Origin of the sequence: Akkermansia sp. (assembly GCF_020860705.1) — a bacterium.
GTDB lineage: Bacteria > Verrucomicrobiota > Verrucomicrobiia > Verrucomicrobiales > Akkermansiaceae > Akkermansia.
Map to the genome: position 1 here is coordinate 36,403 of NZ_JAJBTT010000009.1, position 18,000 is coordinate 54,402.

At 59.4% G+C, this 18,000-nt stretch carries 14 protein-coding genes; 9 read left to right on the top strand and 5 right to left on the bottom strand.

What is annotated here, in order from left to right; all coding sequences use genetic code 11:
* Positions 1–54: 54 nt before the first annotated feature.
* Genes LIO64_RS02000 through LIO64_RS02020 form a run of 5 tightly spaced genes read left to right on the top strand, consistent with a single transcriptional unit; the run spans position 55 to position 7,263 of the window.
* The gene (locus LIO64_RS02000; protein WP_290547778.1) at positions 55–2,673 is read left to right on the top strand and encodes a hypothetical protein; all 2,619 of its coding nucleotides are present in this window, start codon (positions 55–57) and stop codon (positions 2,671–2,673) included.
* On the top strand, positions 2,670–3,329 hold the full coding sequence (locus LIO64_RS02005) for a hypothetical protein (RefSeq protein WP_290547779.1): 660 nt from the start codon (positions 2,670–2,672) through the stop codon (positions 3,327–3,329). The genes LIO64_RS02000 and LIO64_RS02005 overlap by 4 nt, the downstream gene beginning before the upstream one ends.
* 58 nt (positions 3,330–3,387) lie before the next feature.
* The gene (locus LIO64_RS02010) at positions 3,388–4,392 is read left to right on the top strand and encodes a prenyltransferase/squalene oxidase repeat-containing protein (protein WP_290547780.1); all 1,005 of its coding nucleotides are present in this window, start codon (positions 3,388–3,390) and stop codon (positions 4,390–4,392) included.
* A complete protein-coding gene (locus LIO64_RS02015; protein WP_290547781.1) occupies positions 4,382–5,827 on the top strand; it encodes a hypothetical protein in 1,446 nt (481 codons plus the stop codon). The genes LIO64_RS02010 and LIO64_RS02015 overlap by 11 nt, the downstream gene beginning before the upstream one ends.
* 11 nt (positions 5,828–5,838) lie before the next feature.
* Positions 5,839–7,263 (top strand): hypothetical protein, encoded by a 1,425-nt coding sequence (locus LIO64_RS02020; protein ID WP_290547782.1) that lies wholly within the window; start codon positions 5,839–5,841, stop codon positions 7,261–7,263.
* A gap of 65 nt (positions 7,264–7,328) precedes the next feature.
* Here the strand turns inward: LIO64_RS02020 and proC are convergent, their stop codons facing one another.
* Together proC and LIO64_RS02030 are read right to left on the bottom strand one after the other, a co-directional pair.
* Entirely contained in the window at positions 7,329–8,135 is an 807-nt protein-coding gene (gene proC, locus LIO64_RS02025) for a pyrroline-5-carboxylate reductase (RefSeq protein ID WP_290547783.1), read from the bottom strand.
* Positions 8,136–8,155: 20 nt separating this feature from the next.
* On the bottom strand, positions 8,156–9,073 hold the full coding sequence (locus tag LIO64_RS02030; protein WP_290547784.1) for a hypothetical protein: 918 nt from the start codon (positions 9,071–9,073) through the stop codon (positions 8,156–8,158).
* Positions 9,074–9,181: 108 nt separating this feature from the next.
* On the opposite strand from LIO64_RS02030, the gene LIO64_RS02035 reads away from it, so the two are divergent.
* The 3 genes from LIO64_RS02035 (at position 9,182) to LIO64_RS02045 (ending at position 11,871) form a co-directional block, all read left to right on the top strand.
* Complete coding sequence (locus LIO64_RS02035) at positions 9,182–10,129, top strand: hypothetical protein (protein ID WP_290547785.1); 948 nt, start codon at positions 9,182–9,184, stop codon at positions 10,127–10,129.
* Between the two features lie 79 nt (positions 10,130–10,208).
* Positions 10,209–11,258, top strand: coding sequence for a serine/threonine-protein kinase (locus LIO64_RS02040; RefSeq protein ID WP_290547786.1), 1,050 nt, complete (start codon positions 10,209–10,211; stop codon positions 11,256–11,258).
* A 61-nt stretch (positions 11,259–11,319) separates the two neighbouring features.
* On the top strand, positions 11,320–11,871 hold the full coding sequence (locus tag LIO64_RS02045; protein WP_345779560.1) for a uracil-DNA glycosylase family protein: 552 nt from the start codon (positions 11,320–11,322) through the stop codon (positions 11,869–11,871).
* 315 nt (positions 11,872–12,186) lie between these two features.
* Here LIO64_RS02045 and LIO64_RS02050 read toward each other — a convergent pair whose 3' ends face one another.
* A complete protein-coding gene (locus LIO64_RS02050; RefSeq protein WP_290547788.1) occupies positions 12,187–13,650 on the bottom strand; it encodes a tryptophanase in 1,464 nt (487 codons plus the stop codon).
* A gap of 153 nt (positions 13,651–13,803) precedes the next feature.
* Here LIO64_RS02050 and LIO64_RS02055 point away from each other — a divergent pair, with 153 nt between their 5' ends.
* A complete protein-coding gene (locus tag LIO64_RS02055) occupies positions 13,804–14,397 on the top strand; it encodes a peptidoglycan-binding domain-containing protein (RefSeq protein ID WP_290547789.1) in 594 nt (197 codons plus the stop codon).
* Here the strand turns inward: LIO64_RS02055 and LIO64_RS02060 are convergent.
* Positions 14,387–15,409, bottom strand: a complete 1,023-nt coding sequence (locus LIO64_RS02060; RefSeq protein ID WP_290547790.1) for a DUF4105 domain-containing protein — start codon at positions 15,407–15,409, stop codon at positions 14,387–14,389. The two genes, LIO64_RS02055 and LIO64_RS02060, sit on opposite strands and share 11 nt — an antisense overlap.
* 59 nt (positions 15,410–15,468) lie before the next feature.
* On the bottom strand, positions 15,469–17,988 hold the full coding sequence (pheT, locus tag LIO64_RS02065) for a phenylalanine--tRNA ligase subunit beta (protein ID WP_290547791.1): 2,520 nt from the start codon (positions 17,986–17,988) through the stop codon (positions 15,469–15,471).
* Positions 17,989–18,000: the final 12 nt, after the last annotated feature.

Sequence of the window (18,000 nt, forward strand, 5' to 3'; positions counted from 1 at the left end):
ACGCGCGGCAAGCTTGCAAAAACGATGTAAATGGCGTAGATACCGGGATTAAGCATGCCCCCGTCAACTACCGTCAAACTCCCTGTCCAGCTGGTCAGGCAGCTTCACTCCTTCCGCCGCCGCCTCAGAACGGTCAAGATGCTGGAAGCCGCATGTCTTGCAGGCATTGCCGTGATTCTTTCCTACGTCCTCCTGTTCCTCTCCGACAGATTGTGGGAAACGCCTTCCGCCGTGGGCTGGATTCTTTTCTTCACCGCCGTGGCCGGCGTGGCGTTTTTCATCCCGTGGTGGAGTTTCCGGTGGGTGTGGCAACGGCGCACGGAAGCCCAGCTGGCGCGCCTGATTTCCCGGACGGATGCGGCCCTGGGAGACCGTCTCCTGGGCGTCATTGAACTGGATTCTGAAAAACACGCATCCCATTACAGTTCTGAAAAGTTGAAGGTGGCCGCCATGGAACAGGTGGCCCGAGAGGTTTCCGCACGCGACCTGACGGTCAACATCCCCCGGCCCAGCCACAAGAAGTTGTTCATCCTGCTGGCCATCCTGGCTTTCTGCACCGCCGGCGTATGCCTGGTCACCCCGGAAGCGGCCGGGAACGCTCTGAAGCGCTGGCTCCGCCCGTTCAATCCTCCGGAACGCTATACGTTCACCCAGCTGGACCCCACGCCGGATTCCCTGGTCATCCCCCTGGGGGAAAGCTATCTGTATGAACTCAAACTGGCGGAGGCTACCAAGTCCCGCCCGGAAACCGGGGAATACTTCTTCCATAACAGGGTGCGCCAGCAGGCCCCCCTGACGGACGGCGCCTATAAAATCCATATTCCTCCCATGCAGCAGGCGGACAAGCTGGAGTTTTCTGCGGGAGACGTCGTGCGCCGCCTGAAAATCATTCCGAAGGCCCGCCCCTCCTTGCTGGGAGCTACGGCCACCGTGGCCTATCCCTCCTATATGGCACGTCCCGAAGGCCACGAAGCCATGCGCGCCGGCGTCATTTCATCCCCGGAAGGGTCCACGCTCACGCTGAAAGTAACCGCTTCCCAGCATTTGGCATCCGCATCCACCACGAAGGGCAAGCCGCTGCAAGTGGAAGGGAGCAGCGTCATCATTCCGGACATCCACCTGGAAAAGGACCCGGAGGAGATAGAGCTGACCTGGACGGACCGTGACGGGCTGGCGGCATCCCAGCCCGTCCGGATCCGCCTGGAACCCATTGAGGACAAGCAGCCGTCCATTTACCTGAGAGGCGGGGAGAATGACCGCCACGTCCTGGAAGACACCAGCATTGAACTGGAAGTGGAGGCGGCGGACGATTTCGGACTCCGGGAAATGGGGGTGGAATGGCAGGGGGAAAAATCCTTTTACGATGACGAACAGGACGGAGGAACGGCTCCGGACCCGGTCAAGGCGGAAAAACCCGTTCCCGGCCTGCGCGGGGAAAAGGTTCTGGCAAACGGCCATCCCACGCAGACCAGCTTGAAAGGGACGTACCTGTTCCAGGCCAGGGCGCTGAAACTCTCCCCCCAGCGCGTGGTCGTGCGCGGCTTCACGCAGGATTACAAGCCCGGAGGTAAGCGCGTTTATTCGGAACCCATGATCATTTTCGTCCTCTCCAAATCAGAGCACGCCCAGATGATCCGCAATGAACTGGAACGCATCACCAGCGAGCTGGAAGGCATGATCCGCCGCATGGACGCCATGGCGGACGAGGCGAAGCGCCTGAAAGGGATGGAAAACAACGAACTGAAAAATTCGCAGGTTCAGGAACGCCTGCACGCCCTGGCTGACGAAGAGCAGACCAACAGGCGAGAATTGAGCGAATTGCTCAACCGCTCGGAAAACCTGTTCAAGGAGGCCTCCCGCAATTCCCAGATCGACCCGGCCGGCATGAAGGAATTCATGAAGGGCATCTCCATGCTGAAACCCATCCCCAACGGTCCCATGAAGAAGGCGCAGACGCAGTTCCGGAATTCCGCCTCTGAAAACCGCTCTGCACAGGAAAGCCGGAAAGACCTGGATGACGGGGAGAATTCCCACTCCAACGCCACCCAGGCCCTGAAAGACGCCATGAACCAGCTTGCCAAATCCGCGCAGGACATGGAAGCCAGCACCTTTGTGGCGCGCCTCAAGCAGGCCGCGGCCAAGGAGGATTCCATCGCGAACGCCTTGGCTGGACAGATCAATATCATTGTGGGCATGACCATGGATGAACTGGACCCCTCCACCAAGCGGGAGATGGAAACCATCGCCACCCTTCAAAACGCCTCCACGCAGGACATCGGCTGGATTCTGGAAGATCTCAGTTATTACAAGTCCCGTACGGGAGAACGCATTTACAGCGACCTGTACAACCAGATGAACGCCTTTTCCCTCCGGGAGAAACTGGACCTGGTGCACGGCAACATCCTGAACGCGATCACGGCCCGCTCCATTGACGAATCCCGCCTGTATGCCTCCACCCTCCTCCACTGGGCCAAGCTGATAGACGACTACAAGAAGAGCCGTAATGACGGTGGCGGAGGTGATGGCGGCGGCGACCAAGGCTCCATTTCCGACGCCGAGTTCGAATTCATGCTGAAGATCATCCGCATGATCCAGCAGGAACAGGACATCCGCATGCGCACCCGCGCCGCCGAACAGGAACACCGCAAAACCCTTACTCCACCCGCCCCATGAACGCCGTTACCCTGCCAGCCGTCATCCTGGCGCTTTCCCTGCCTTGCTCCGCCGCTCCGGGATCCGCTCCGGAATATTCCGCCAAACACAAGGAGACGGCCTCCAAGCTGGCCGGACAGCAGGATGAACTCCAGGCGGACACCTCCGACCTCATCATGGGAGAAACCAACGAGGAAGTGGTGGAACTGTTGAAAAAATGCCGCCATGCCATGAATGACGCCGTAGACCTGCTGGAAGTTTACAACACCGGAGGCCAGACGCTGGCGGCCCAGACGGACGTGATTGAACTGATCTACCAGGCCGCCAAGGCCAAAATGACGGGAGCGGGAGGCGAACCCAAGCCGGGAGGCCAGGCCCTGATGGACATGCTACGCCAGCTTCTGGGCATGGACGGCGATTCCCAGGCCATGGAACAGCAGGAAGGGGATGGGAATGGAGAAGGACAGAGCGGTTCCCAGAAAGGCCAGGGAAGCAATCCCGGACACGGCCCTAACGGAAAATCCAACATGGCTTCCATCCAGGAAAAGGGCGTTTCCAATCCGGACATGGCTACGGAAACACGCTCCGTCCCCAAATCCACCGGCATGTCTACGGACGACATGCCGTCCGAATTCCGCAAGGCGTTGGACGCCTATAATAAAACCCTTCAGAAATAACATACGTCCCTCGCCGGACGGCTTCTATCCATGAATGAACACTAACCCCGCTTCACCCATGAAAAAGATCATCAGCCTGCTTACCTTTCTGCTCGCCTTCTGCACGGCCGCCGCTCCTCAGAACGCCGCAGCCCAATCCTCCTCCCCCAGGAACTCCTCTCCCGTGCCTCCCCAAGTGGAGCTGATGTACGTGAAAGGGCTCAGGTACCTCCAGAACGCCCAGAAAGCGGACGGCACTTATGAAGGAACCTACGGGCAGGAGCCCGGCATCATCGGCTTCTGCCTCATGTCCGTTCTAGCCCACGGGGACGACCCAAACACGGGTCCGTACGCCACCATGGTCCGCCGCTGCGTGAATTACATCCTGTCCAAGCAAAACAGGGGCTCCGGCTACATCGGTGATTCCATGTACACGCACGGATTCGCCACCCTGGCGCTGGCGGAGGCCTACGGCATGGTGCGGGACGACCGCATAGGCCCGGCCCTCCGGAAAGCCGTAACCCTGACGCTGACCGCCCAGAAGAGGAACAAGACGGGAGGCTGGCGTTATTCCCCGGAGTCCACGGACGCGGACAGCACGGTAACCGGCTGCCAGATCGTCTCCCTGTTCGCGGCGCGCAACGCGGGCATTCCCGTTCCGGACGAGGCCTTTGAACGCGGCCTCAAGTACATGGCCTCCTGCCGTGACAAGAAAGGCGCCTACGGTTATACCGGGCCGTCCGGCCCCCGCGTCACCCTCACGGCCATCGGCTCCCTGACCCTGTCCCTGGCGCGCCTCAAGACGGACCCGTCCTTCAAGGATTCCCTGGCCTTTCTGAAAAAGAACCTGAATTACCGGGATTCCTCCTATCCGTTCTATTTCGAATATTACATGTCCCAGGCCCTGTTCCATGCGGACCAGGAGGTCTGGAAGGAATGGAATTACAAAAACATGCGCTACCTGGGGGCTTCCCAGGCCCCCAACGGTTCCTGGCTCTCTGAAAACTCCGCCGCATATTCCACCTCCGCGGCCCTGCTCTCCCTGGCTCTCAACTACAGATTTTTACCCATCTATGAACAATAGAATACGCCTTTCCCTCCTGCTGGCTCCGGCCTGCCTGCTGACCGCCTGGGCCAATTCCGTGGTAGACGTGGTCACGGACGACAACTACCGCCTCCGCGGAGAGATCGTCTCCTACGGCAAGCAGGGCATCGTCATCAAGCATCCATCCATGCGCCAGAATGCGGTCATCCTCCCGTCGGAAATCCGTGCGCTTTATTTTACCGGAACTTCCACACCGGACCTGCACGCCAGGGACAAGATTTTCATGGCTACCGGGCACCGGGACATCATCCCCTGCAATATCATCTCCATCACGCCGGACAAGGTGCAGTACCGGGACATGCTGGGCAATGAACGCTCCATTCCCCGCAGCCAGGTAGCCGGTTTCCGCCTGAATACGCTTCAGGAAAAGGGTTTCTGGCAGGAACCGCTGGTTTTTGACAACAGCTGGGTGTATTCCGGCAGCAAGGGGGAGAACGATTACCGCTCCAAATCCGGGAAAAAACTGATCATTGCCCTGAAGCCTAAAATCCAGGGTGACAAGTACCAGTACAGGCTGGGCAACAGCGACTATCCCACCTGGACGCCCCTGTACAAGAATATCGGGCTGGATCCCACCTCCTTCACGTTCCGCACCACCATGACGATGGACGGCAATAATGACCGCACCGGCATTGTCTTCTGCTTCGGAGGGAACGAGAATACCGCCTTCCGGTCCAATTCCGGCAGCAGCCTCAACAGGCTCATGCTGAGCATCTCCCCAAGCAAATGCACTCTTCTCAGGGAACAGAAGTCCGGCATCATCGTCCTGGGGGAAGTGGATATCCCCGCCCCCACCCTGACGGAAGGAGTGGACATCAGGCTGACAGCCTCCCGGCAGGGAGAGCATGAACAGGTTTACGAGTTGCTGGTGGGCGACCTGCCTCCCAGGCTGATGACGGACCCCAGCCCCCCGGAACAGCCCCTGGAAGGGGATGCCTTCGGCCTTCAGATGGAAGGGCACGTCTCCCTTACCATCAGCAAGCTTGCGCTTTCTTCCATCACACTGAGCGCTAAATCCGTAACTAAAAACGGAAGCGTTGATACGGATCTCGTCCTGACCAAGGAGGAGGACGCCATTCCCGGCTCCGTCAGCGGCTACAACAGCAAAAACAAGACGCTGACCCTCTCCACAGACAAGGAGTATCCGGGCATTCCCCGTGAGCTTTCCATCCCCGCCAAGTATCTGGACACGGTCTTTTTTGCAGAACAGAACAAGAAAGGGGACTCTCCCGCTTCCGCCTGCCACAGCATCCTGATGAAAGACGGCTCCCGCCTGCATGGTGATATCCTGAGCATGGATTCCGTCAAAATTGTCCTGCGGCATCCGCAGCTTGGGCAGCTTTCCCTGCCCCTGAAAAATATCACCCGCGTGGAATTCCAGAATTCCGCTCAGCCCTCCCGCTCCACTCCCTGATGCCTCCTGCCATGAAACAAGTAAAAACGCTTTTCCTGGGTTCCTGCGTTCTCCTGGCCGCCGTTCATCTTCCCGGCGCACAGGCGGATGGAGTCATTACGCTTAAATCCGGGGAAAAAATGCCGGGCAGCCTGGACACGATGGAAAGCCCGTACCTGAAAATCCGGTCCAGCATTCTTTCCAAGCCCGTGGACATCAAGATCGAGGAACTTGACGAGCTGGTCTCCTCCCGCCCGCTGGACATTCCGGAGCAGTTTTCCGTCATTAAGCTTGCCAATGGCGATGAACTTTACGGCACACTGAAAGCGCTGGATACGGAAAGCCTTCAACTTCAAACCGCCTGGGGCGGCCTTCTTTCCGTCAATAGAAAGTATGTGCGGCACATCGGCTTTGATTCACAGAAGGCCTACCTGCGCAACGCGACGGAATCCCTCCAGGGCTGGAAGTCCTCCGCCAACAGGATGCTGCCGGAATGCCGCAACGGATACTGGATCATGCGCGGCTCCAATAATACGGACCTGCAAACCTCCTTTCCCATGCCGCCCAGGCTCCATGTGCAATTCTCCCTTTATCATACCAATACGTTCCGCATCAATCTTTCCCTCTGGCAGGATTCCAACTCCGGAAACAGCATTGACCTGAACATCTCCATGGACAAGGCGGAACTCGCCAAGTCCAGTTCCTCCCAGTACCGGATGCTCGGCAGAGTCAAGAGGAAAACAGACCAGAACTGGTATTCCGACAAGAGCATCAAGCGCTCCGACGTTCATTTTTACGCCGACCCGGAAAAAGGCAATTACTATCTGTATATCAACGGCAAACAGATCGCCCGGTGGGAAAACGTCAAGGAAATGGACGACGTCTTCGAGAACGAAAACGAAGAGGACGAAGAAGAACCGGCTCCTCCTGAAAAGCATGAATTCAAACCGGGCAATACTCTTGCCGTGAGCGGTTATGACGGCTTGAACATGGCTATGTTCAACCTGAACGTGTTTGACTGGAACGGGGCCATCCCTCGTCTGGAGGAAGAACAGGACATCATTTCCAGATACGACCCGGACAGCCCTGCGGACAAAGCCCTGCTGGTCAACGGAGACGTGCTCAGAGGCGCCATTTCCCTTCAGGAAAACGGCTCCATCCGCATCAAGTCGAACCATTATGACGTCACCATTCCCACCGCCAAGGTGCGCTCCCTGGACCAGAAAAGTCCGGAGGAAAGGAAACTGCCGGAGGACGGTTCAGACACCCGCGTTTTCCTGACGGACCAGAGCGTCCTTTCCCTGACGCTGGAAGCCCTCCGGAACGGCTTCATGGAAGGGCATTCCGCGGCGGCCGGGAAAGTCAGAATTCCTTTGAAATCCATCAGGAAAGTCCAGTTCAACCTCCAAAATCGGGAACTCCTGAAGCAGAGGAAAACGCCGTTCCTGGGCAAATAAAGGCAGGTTCCACGTTCCTTTTTTCCGGCACGGAGTACCGCCGGGAATGTTTGGGGCATAGGAGGCTAATGCTCCTCCATCTTTTCCGCACGGCGCACGGCGCTTTTCACGGCCTGGATCCATGCGTTGCGGAATCCGCATTCATCCAGCGTATTCAGGGCGGCGATCGTCGTCCCGCCCGGGGAGGTTACCTCATCACGCAAGGCCATGGGATGCTTCCCGGTCTGCTCCATCATGAGGGCGGCCCCCCGCATGGTCCCCACGGCCAGCTCCAGAGCGGTTTTCCTGGGTAGTCCCATGGCTACCCCCGCATCTGAAAGCGCGTCCAGCGCCGTAAACATGTAAGCCGGACCGCAACCGGAAATGGCGGAGACGGCATTCATTTTGGATTCCTCCACCTTGTAAACGGAACCGCAGCCGGAGAGCAGCCGGCGGGCAGCCTCCTCATCTTCATCCGTCACGGAGGAACCCGTGCTGTAGGCGATGACACCGGCCAGCACCATGCACGGGGTATTGGGCATCGCGCGCACAATGCGTGTTCCATCGCTGGCGCAGTCTTCCATGTCTTCCAGGGAAACGGCGGCGGCCACGGAAATTAAAAGTGGAAGATCGGCTCCCTGCTCGGAAAGCGAGGAAATGAGCGGCAGAATGCCGTGCGGCTTCACGGCCAGGATCAGGACCTCCACAGCGTCCGCCGCGGCAGCCTCCGCAGGCGCCTCATGCACGCCGGGGTATTCCTCCTGAAGGGCCTGTACGTTTTCATGGTGATGGTCGTACACCCAGACTTCATCCGGAGCCACCGCTCCGGCCTTCAGCATGCCCCGCAGCAGGGCGCCTCCCATTTTTCCCAGTCCAATGATACCCGTTTTCATGGTTGATGATCTTTTCGCGGTTAAAATTCCTTTTTCCTGAACAGCCATGCGGCCAATGTCATGTGAAAGATAAAATACCCCAGCGTTATCAACGCCAGGCTGCCGAACAGGGAAAGGGGAATCAACTGCCCGTTCAGGGCGGAATCCGTCACGGAATAAATCTGGAAATTCGGAAAGAGCAGGGAGAAGAGCCTGCTGCCCGCCACCTCCCACCAGGAAAGGCCGCCCGTGCCGGAACCCACCCACAGGGAAAGGGCCTGCGTCTGGAACAGCCCCGCCAGGTAAACCATGAACGTCAGCAAGGCGCTGATGATGGTTCCGTTCGTGATGCAGGACATCAGCAGGGTGAGGGAGGAAAGAACCACGAATTCGCACATCATCACTCCCAGCCCCGTCTGCACGTTCCAGGTAGCGCCCTGAAGGCGGATCCGGTCCAGGTACGGCTGCATTTCCTCCACCGTATAACGGCCTTTCAGGGAGGCGATCTGCTCCGCCACCACCGTATCCGTCCGCAGCCACAGCACCAGCGTCATCACGGCGTCCATCAGCAGTACGGCGATCAGGGTGAGGGCCAGCACCCCCAGCACCTTCCCCATCAGGTAGTCAATGCGCGGCACCGGCTTGCACAGGATGGTGTACAGAATGCGGTCCTCCGCATCCTTGGGAATAATCAGGGCCGTAGCCGCCACGCAGAAAAACAGGCCAAACACCCGCATGGCGCCGTAAGCGGAGTTTTTCAGCAGCACCAGTTCATTGATCCCCCCCGTCTCCGGCCCCAGTACCGCGCTCAGGCGGAAGGAGCTCAAGGCCAGCAGAGCCACGGCAAAAAGGCCCAGAAAGAGAAACACCTTCATGCGCACCAGCTGCGTGAAGGTGGTACCGGCGATTACGGCCATGCGCCTGGGCGAAGGTATATAACCGGAGGTAATCCATGCCATGCGGACCATCTTGCCGTATTCCGGAACAAATAAAAGAGCTTTTTATTTCATGTGCTGAACTCCTTCCGCCTTGAAGAACCTTCCGTCCCGTGGTCTCATGGGAGGCATATGAGCTTACGATCCCAGCTGGAAGAACTGCTTCCGGAACTTCTGCCTTCCGACCCGTCCCAGGCCATCAAGGGGACCGAACTCATCCGCCTGGTGCGCCTCAGGCTGGGAGAGGAGTATTCCGACGCCTCCCTGCGCTACCATTTTTCCTTCATGGCCTCTGAACCGGATTCGGAAATTGCCAAGGTGGAGCGAGGCCAGGGTTACTACAAACGCGTGCGGGACCGGGACGGCAAACCGGCAGCCAGGGGCCTGCTGCCCCTGTTCCTGGGGGAAAACGAACCGGACGCCCTGAACTGCCGCGCCAAGGCCCTGGCCCTGGCGGTGCGCCAGTACGATACCACGGGGAGGGGAGTCTTTGTGTTCAGCACCAGTGAAACGGGAACCTCCTGGGTGAAGCCGGACCTGGCCGTCGTGGAATGGCCGGAGGGGGAATGGGAAGGCAATGCGCTGGTGTTCGACAAAAGCGCACTGCAACGCCGCCGCATGATCGGAGCGCCCATGATGGGCATCCGCGGCGTCTGCGTGGCCCGCATGCCCGGAGGGGAAGACGGCAGGAGGGAATTTTTCAGGACCCTGGCCACCTCCCGCTGGGCGCAGTGCGGAGAACTCGTCATCGTAGGGGAACTCCCGGATGATTCCGAATGCGCGGCTCTGCGCGGTCTGGCCGCCGAATTCGGCATCGGGGTCATTTGCCTGGAAATTGCGGAGGAGCGGCTGTGCGAACTGCCGGGAGCGGAGGAGATTTTCAAGGCCGGGGACGAGGAATGCGCCGCCCTGCTGGCGGAACTCACGCCCGTGCGCCTGGCCTCCGGCCGCCTGAAAACGCTGGAGGCGGATACAGGGGAAACCCTGGGCGGGGAATTCGGCGCCCTGTTTGACTGGCTGGCCGCCTGCCTGGAACGCGGGAGCGTGGAGGAATACGAATTCCGTGTTTCCTGCTATTGATCCCGGTTGAGAGATTCTTGACAGAACTTGCGTATTGAATTAAAGATTTCCCCGCCCCCAACCCATCTCCTACCCTGACATGGAACAAGAAACCCTGGTTTATCCGCTTGCAAACAATACTGTTCTGCAAGACAAGTATACGATATTGAATGTCCTGAACGCCGGAGGCTTCGGCATCACCTACCTGGCGCTGGACAATCCCAATTCCCGGTACGTCGTCATCAAGGAATGCATGCCTGACGCCTACGCCTACCGGGACCTGGAAACGGGCTTCGTCCACCCGCGGGACGAACAAACGGCCATCAACTTCGCCCAGAGCATTTCCAACTCCCGGCAGGAGGCCTCCGTCCTGTCCCAGCTCAGCCATCCCGGCATCGTGCAGGTGTTCGACATGTTTGACGCCAACGGCACCTGTTATTACGTCATGGAAAACATTCAGGGCCAAACCCTGTTTGACCTGATGACCACCATGCAGGCCACCGGACAGATCATGGAGCCGGCCCGTGCCACGGACCTTCTGTTCCGCCTGCTGGACATCCTGCATTACCTTCATGCGATGGGGGTGTACCATTGCGACATCAAGCCGGGCAACATCTTCATCCAGCCGGACGGCACGCCCAAGCTGATCGACTTCGGCGCCGTACGCACCAAGACCCTCCAGCACCAGGGGCTCGTCCAGATCACACCCGGCTATACCCCGCCGGAATTCTATCCCGGCCGCCGCAGTGAAATAGGCCCCTGGTGCGACATGTACGAACTGGGAGCCACCTTCTACGAACTGCTCACGGGACAGGTGCCACACCCCGCCGACCAGCGCTCCGTGGTGGACCGCAACCCCAAGGTGACCAACTATGCGGCTCTGCGGAAAACCTATCCCATGAACTTCCTTTCCGGAATTGACAAGGCCCTGTCTCCGGATGAACGCAACCGCTTCCATTCCGCCAAGGCGTGGAACGACTACATCAACGCCATGGCGGCCGCAGGCACCCTGCAGGCAGGCGGCGTGACACGGAAGGCCCTCCCCCAGGCCAGAAAAAAATCTTCCGCAGGCACCGCCTTCTTCATCATCCTGCTCATCGCGGCGGCAGCCGTCTGGATATGCTGGAAGCAGGGCCTGATCAATTTCTGATCCCCGCCTTCCATCCATGACCGACCTGGCGGAAGAACTGAAGTCCATCGCCGCGGAGGGAATGCAGCTTCCCCGCCTGTGCACGGATCCCGCGGCCATCCTGGCCGTGATGATCAATGAAGTGGTTCCGGAACGTCCGGAGGATGATTTTTACGGCAGCGCGCCCGAGCCGATGTATCTGACCACCGCCCTGCCCCTGTTCCGCCGGGCGGGACTTCCGGTTTCTTCCATCCGGGACGTGACGGACACCGGCATTTACATCACCAACGCCGTCAAGATCCCCAAAAAGCAAACTACGGTTCCGCAGGAGATGATTGAAGAAAGCCTTCCCGTTCTGGAACGGGAGCTGGTCCTTTTTCCCAATCTCCGCGCCGTGATGCTGATGGGGGACATAGCCAAAAAGGCATTCAACATGATCACCCGCAGAAAAACGGGGAAAAACGCCATTCCCTCCGGCTCCACTTACAAGCTCCGCAGCACGCCCTTTCACGCCATGGGCCTCCGCATCTTCCCCTCCTACATCATGACGGGCCGCAACATCCTGATTGAAAAATCAAAAACGGCCATGGCCTCGGAGGACATCCGGGCCATGCTTGAGTTCATCCGCAGCTAGGGCCGCAGAGACACGCGACGCTTCCTGGGAAGTCCTGCCAGCCAGGGAATTGGCAGAAGGCATGCCGGGGTGTCCTTCCTACGTTATTTCTAACGGTAACGCCACTGGGAATAAGGGGCTCCCGCCCCTTATAAACTCCCAACAGAACACGTGAAGGGCGAAAATTACCCTCACTGCATTAAAAAAGAGTCCCCTTCCATTCCTTACAGTCTGGCTGCCGCATAAACATACGGCGCTCCATCACGCTTCATCACGACAAGAGCTGAACCAAAATGGCTCAGCCCTTGTCCATGGAGTTCGGAAAGAAAACCGCGCTTAAAGGCTTTCGCCGAAGTCCTGGCGGTACTTCGCGGCCAGTTTTTCAGGCCAGTCGCTCTTGGCGCGGAGCTTGCCCATGAAGAAGCGCAGGACGGGAGGTTCCTCCACAAATTCCAGACCGCCGATCAAGTCACGGTTGTCGTAGAGCCACTTCATGCGGTCCGCCACGTACTTAACCTGGGACAGCGTGAAAACCCGGCGGGGGAAGGCCAGGCGGAGCAGTTCCACATCCGCCAGAATGTCCTTGCCGTTTTCATCGCGAACGCTGGACAGGGTGCCGCGTTCCATGCCCCGGACGCCGGAGGCGATGAAGAAGGCCGCCGCCAGAGCGCCCGCGGGATAGTCTTCCTGCGGAATATGGGGAAGGAAACGGCCGGCGTCAATGTGGGCGCCCAGGCCGCCGGCAGGCGTGACGCAGGGGATGCCCATGTCCACCATCTGGCCGATGAAGTATTCAATGAAGGAAGGGCTCTGGGAAATCACGGTCAGATCCGTGGTTTCATACAGACCCACGGCCATGGCCTCAATCTCACGCACGGAAATGCCGCCGTAAGTGAGGAAACCCTCAAAGAGGGGGACGAGGTGCTCCATCTTCTTGGCGATGGAACGGTCATTCGTGCAGATGCCTCCGCCGCGGGAGGAAGAGACCTTGCGGGCGGAGAAGTACACCAGGTCCGCCAGGCCGCACATGGTTTTCAGAATTTCCGCGCAGGTGGAGTCCTTGAACTCGTCTTCCCGCATCTTGATGAAATAGGCGTTTTCCCCGATCAGGGAAGCGTCCAGCACCATCATGATGCCGTGTTCGTCACAGATGCTGCGGATTTCCCGCATGTTGGCAATGGAGAAGGGCTGGCCGCCGATCAGGTTGGTGGAGGCCTCCATGCGGACGAAGGGAATCTTGTCCGCTCCATGCCGGGCGATGCAGTCGCGGAGCTTGGCCGGGTCCAGATTTCCCTTGAACGGGTTGGAACTGACCGGGTTGACGGCTTCATCCGCCACCAGTTCCTCAATCTTGCCGCCATTCAGGTCAATGTGGGCGTGGGTGGTCGTGAAATGGTAATTCATGGGCACCACGTCGCCGGGCTTCACAAAGGTGCGGGCGATGATATTTTCACAGGCGCGGCCCTGGTGGGCCGGAAGCAGGTATTCCTTGCCGAAGACGTCCCACACGGCCTGTTTCAGGCGGTCAAAGCTCTGGGAACCGGCATAGGCGTCGTCCGCGCGGAACATGGCGGCAATCTGGTTATCGCTCATGGCGTTGACGCCGGAATCCGTCAGCATGTCCAGATAAACGTCATTCGTGCTCAGCTGGAAGGTATTGAATCCGGCTTCCTGCGCGGCTTCCAGGCGGCGTTCCACGGGAACAAGGTGCAGCTTCTGCACCACGCGGACTTTGTGCAGCTCCAGGGGAATCTGCTCCCCATTGTAAAATTTGACAACGTTGGATGGTTCTGAATTCATAAAATAAAAGATGGATAAAAGTGTAGCAGAATGAATCTTTTCCGCAACATAAAAGGACAAATCTCTTCTTTTTGCCCTCATTCGGAAAGGCAGGTATGCCTCTGGAAGGAAAATGGTGGAACTTTCAGGCAAAAGCTTTTAGCGTGGCCTCCTATGAAAGAATACTGGAAACTGATACAGCAACATCTGGGACTGAATGCAGACGGCATCCCCGGCCCCCAGACGGCGCAAGCCCTGATGGAAAAGCTGGACATCCGGAAACCGGAACATTCCTGGCCCAGCCAGGGGGAAGTGCGCTCCGGAACGTCCATCTTCGGGCGCGCGGGGGATGAAAGCAACCTGACCAGCATCAGGCTGCCCTACGTCATGAGGCTCGCGTGGGAGAAAAACACTACCGTCTCCACCATGCGCTGCCACAAGCTGGTAGCGGAACCGCTCACCCGCATTTTCCAGGCCACCCTGGACCATTACGGCATGGAAAAGATCAGGGAACTGGGACTGGACCTGTACGGCGGCTGCTTCAACAACCGCTCCATCATCGGAGGAAAAGCCACATCCATGCATGCCTGGGGCATTGCCGTGGACATGGACCCGGACAGAAACGGCCTGAACATTCCCGCACCTAAAGCAGTACTGTCCGGGCCGGAGTACACCCCCTTCTGGCAGTTCGTGGAGGCGGAGGGCGCCGTATCCCTGGGACGTGCACGGGATTACGACTGGATGCATTTCCAGTTCGCTACCCTTTAACCGGAACGGCCTGTTCCGTGCGCCAGCTCTCCGCCCAGCGGCGGCGGAGGGCTGCCCAGTCCTCTCCTTCCCCTCCATGCCCCAGGAAGGAGCGTTTTTTCAGTTCCGGGAAGGTTTCTCCGGGAAGGTGGAGAAGTTCCCCGCGGTCATACGCGTCCTGGTCGCACATGCCGTTGAACAGGGGCATCCACTGCCAGCGGCGCACGCCCAGGTAGTTCTTGAACGTATCCACCAGTTCCGTCGTGCAATTGGCGGTGACGGTATTGTAATAACGCGGCCGCTCATGAAGGCTGTTGATTTTTTCGGCAAAGCCCAGGAAGGCCTTTTTCAGGTTTTCCCGGTCAATGTTGATGCGGTACAGGTACATGTCCTCCTTCCGGTAATTGGTGCGCAGCGCAAACAAATCCTCCTCGTCCGCCAGAATGTAAATCACGTTGAATTGCTTGTACAGGCCCGGGATGGTCCCCTGCTCCACCCCCGCCGGCAGGCGCGTTTCCACGGAGAGGGCGAGCTGCCTTCCATCCTCAAAGCCGAAGGAGAGCATGGTGTGGGCCACAAATTCCATTCCGTCCCAGTGGCTCACGGCAAAATCCAGCGTGGCCAGCTTGTCCAGGTCAAAACGGCGTGTGACGTAACGCACGTCAAAGTCCTGTTCCGTCTGGTAGATGAAGCTGCGCACGTCCTTCACCACGACTTCATTCCCGTTGATTTCCACAGTGGGAAGGCGGCTCCAGGAAGACTGCCATGCCTTGTCGTTCGTCGCGGGAATGCACCAATAATAAATCAAAAGCAGGGCGAGAAGCCCCCAGGAGGCGCGCCAGAATACGGGACGCTTCTTCCGGAAGACAAAGGCGCAAGCCATGGCCGCCAGATAAAGCCACACCAGCACGGCTCCGCCCCATACATCGTAAAACACCACCCCCTCCGCCCAGACGGACAAAGCGAACCATGCCGCAAACATCAGAACGCGGGCGGCAGTCAGGCCCGCATGGCGCAGGGAAGGCAGATGCATGGAGAATGAAAAGAGGCCGCGCGCTCCGGTTCATGAAACGCGCGGCCCGTTGACGGGGATTACCTGAAGGAAAGGCCTTTTACCTTGTCCGTCAGTGCTTTCAGCACGCGCTGGTGTGCGGCGTCCACTTCCGCGGCAGTGAGGGTCTTGCCCGGGTCCCTGTACAGGAACGTGTAGGCAATGGATTTGCGGTCCGCCGGGAGCTTTTCACCGGAGGGATCCGTGAACACGTCAAAGCAGGAGTAGCTGACGAGCAGTTTTTCCCGGGCGGATTCAATGGCCTTTACAATATCCGCATTGGGCGTGGAAAGGGGCAGTTCCATGGCAGCGTCACGGGAAGAGCCGGGGAACTGGGGCAGTTCCGCGGCCTTCACGGGCGCGGTGAGGATTTCCTGCATTTTGCGCAGGTCCAGTTCCGCCACGTACACAGGCTGGTCCAGGCCCAGCTCACGGCAGCGCGCCAGGGACAGGCGGGCAAAGTAGCCGCAGGCCTTCCCGTCCAGCTGCACGTCCGCCCCCAGGGCGGCCTGTTCGCGGGGCTTGGCGGGCGTCAGCGTAAAGCGGTGCCCCGGGGCCAGCGCTTCCATGACCGCCAGCAGGTCTTCAAAGGAAGCCTGTTCCGGGCGTGGGTCCGCCCAGGAACGCGCCGTCCTGTCACCCGCCATCAGGATGCCCAGAGTGTCCGTTTCAATATCCCTGCCCTTGCCGCCGCCCGTATTGCGGAAAACGCGGCCAAGTTCAAAGAAGCGCAGGCCGGAAACACCCTGGTTGCTGTTGCGCACGGCAGCGGCAATCAGGCCGGGCGTATGCGCGGGGCGCAGTACGGAATGATCCTCGCTGAGAGGAAGGGCCACGCGGATAAGGTCGCCGTCCTGCAGGGGGCGCAGGGGCATGGCATCTTTCACCTGGGCGATCGTGCCGTCCGCGGATTCGGAAGCGATGAGCTTGATGGTCTGAGTCTCATAGAATCCCAGGGCCGCCAGCTTGCGCCGCAGGCCCATCTGGAAGTTGTAGGCGATGTCCACCGGGGATTCCGTGACGAAGGGACCGGAGAAGCGGGACGGAATGCCGTCCAGCCCGAAGACGCGGACGATTTCCTCCTGCAAATCACAGGCGCGGGTCAGGTCCAGGCGGTGCGGCGGAATGAGCCAGCATTCCGGAGCGTCCGGAACTTGACTCAGCCCCAGGGCCGTCAGGATGCGGGCGCCTTCCTCATGAGAGATGGAACCTCCGGAAATCTGGTCCAGGGCCTTCCAGGGAAGCTTCACGAATCCCAGTTCATTGGTTACCGTGGCGCCCTTCCCCTGCTTCAGAGAGGCAAACACGGAAACGGCGCCGTCCGGCTCTCCGCAGTAAGGCAGAACGTCATGAGCCGGATTGGGAACGGGAGCCCCGGCCACATACGTTTGGGAGGCCGTTCCGCCCGCCAGCTGGAGAATCAGCTCCACGGCGCGCACGGAACCGCGCAGCACGTTCCATGCAGAAGTGCCGCGTTCAAAACGGTAGGAAGAGTCGGAAGACAGGGCCAGCCTGCGGGACGTGGCACGTACGGAAGAGGGACGGAACCAGGCGGACTCCAGAATGATGTCCGTGGTGGCGTCCGTCACGCCGCTTTCCTCCCCGCCCATCACGCCGCCGATGGCGAGCGCCTTTCCGGACTGGTCCGCCACGACCAGGTCCGTGCAGTTGAGCGTGTATTCCTGGCCATCCAGGGCGTGGAAGGTTTCCCCTTCATAGGCGGTCCGGGTAACGAGGCCGCCGTGCACCTTCGCCGCGTCAAAGGCATGGAGGGGGGTGCCCAGTTCATGCAGGACGTAGTTCGTAACGTCCACGATGTTGTTGATGGGGCGCAGGCCGATGGCGACGAGGCGTTCCTTCAACCATTCCGGGCTTTCCTGCACCTTCACTCCGCTGATTTTCACGGCGGTGTAGTACGGGTTCAGCTCCGGCTGGTCCAGGCGCACAAAATCCCCTGCGGGCTCCAGCTCCACGTTCACGTCGTCCACCGGGACGGGCTTATAGGCGCGGCCGGAAATAGCGGCCAGTTCATACGCCAGGCCATTGTGGGAAAGCAGATCCGGACGGTTGGGCGTCACTTCCACCTCTACGATGGTATCCGCCTTCACGACCTGGGCGATCGGCGTGCCGATTTCCAGCTCCTGCGGGAGAATCCAGAGGCCGTGTTCCTTGTCCGGCAACCCCAGCTCGGAAGCGGAACAGAGCATGCCGCGGGACTCCACGCCGCGCAGCTTGCCCACCTTGATTTCAAAATTGCCGGGAAGCACCGCTCCCGGCAGGGCGCAGGGGACCTTGTCCCCCACCTTGTAATTCTGGGCGCCGCACACGATCTGGTGCAGCGTGCCGTCGCCCACGTCCACCTGGCAGATCTTCAGACGGTCCGCCTGGGGATGCTGTTCCGCGGCAGCCACGCGGGCCACCACCACATACGGGGAATCCACGCCCTGCTGCCGGATGTCTTCCACTTCAATGCCGGCAAAGGTCAGCATGTCAGACATTTCGCCCACGCCCAGACCGGCCAGGTCAATGTACTGGGAAAGCCAATTAAGGGAAATTTTCATGTCAGAATAAGG

Coding starts and splice junctions, on each gene's coding strand:
- LIO64_RS02000 (WP_290547778.1), top strand. CDS start 55: ATGCCCCCGTCAACTACCGTCAAACTCCCTGTCCAGCTGGTCAGGCAG.
- pheT (WP_290547791.1), bottom strand. CDS start 17,988: ATGAAAATTTCCCTTAATTGGCTTTCCCAGTACATTGACCTGGCCGGT.
- LIO64_RS02055 (WP_290547789.1), top strand. CDS start 13,804: ATGAAAGAATACTGGAAACTGATACAGCAACATCTGGGACTGAATGCA.
- LIO64_RS02045 (WP_345779560.1), top strand. CDS start 11,320: ATGCAGCTTCCCCGCCTGTGCACGGATCCCGCGGCCATCCTGGCCGTG.
- LIO64_RS02050 (WP_290547788.1), bottom strand. CDS start 13,650: ATGAATTCAGAACCATCCAACGTTGTCAAATTTTACAATGGGGAGCAG.
- proC (WP_290547783.1), bottom strand. CDS start 8,135: ATGAAAACGGGTATCATTGGACTGGGAAAAATGGGAGGCGCCCTGCTG.
- LIO64_RS02015 (WP_290547781.1), top strand. CDS start 4,382: ATGAACAATAGAATACGCCTTTCCCTCCTGCTGGCTCCGGCCTGCCTG.
- LIO64_RS02060 (WP_290547790.1), bottom strand. CDS start 15,409: ATGCATCTGCCTTCCCTGCGCCATGCGGGCCTGACTGCCGCCCGCGTT.
- LIO64_RS02010 (WP_290547780.1), top strand. CDS start 3,388: ATGAAAAAGATCATCAGCCTGCTTACCTTTCTGCTCGCCTTCTGCACG.
- LIO64_RS02030 (WP_290547784.1), bottom strand. CDS start 9,073: ATGGCATGGATTACCTCCGGTTATATACCTTCGCCCAGGCGCATGGCC.
- LIO64_RS02005 (WP_290547779.1), top strand. CDS start 2,670: ATGAACGCCGTTACCCTGCCAGCCGTCATCCTGGCGCTTTCCCTGCCT.
- LIO64_RS02040 (WP_290547786.1), top strand. CDS start 10,209: ATGGAACAAGAAACCCTGGTTTATCCGCTTGCAAACAATACTGTTCTG.
- LIO64_RS02020 (WP_290547782.1), top strand. CDS start 5,839: ATGAAACAAGTAAAAACGCTTTTCCTGGGTTCCTGCGTTCTCCTGGCC.
- LIO64_RS02035 (WP_290547785.1), top strand. CDS start 9,182: ATGAGCTTACGATCCCAGCTGGAAGAACTGCTTCCGGAACTTCTGCCT.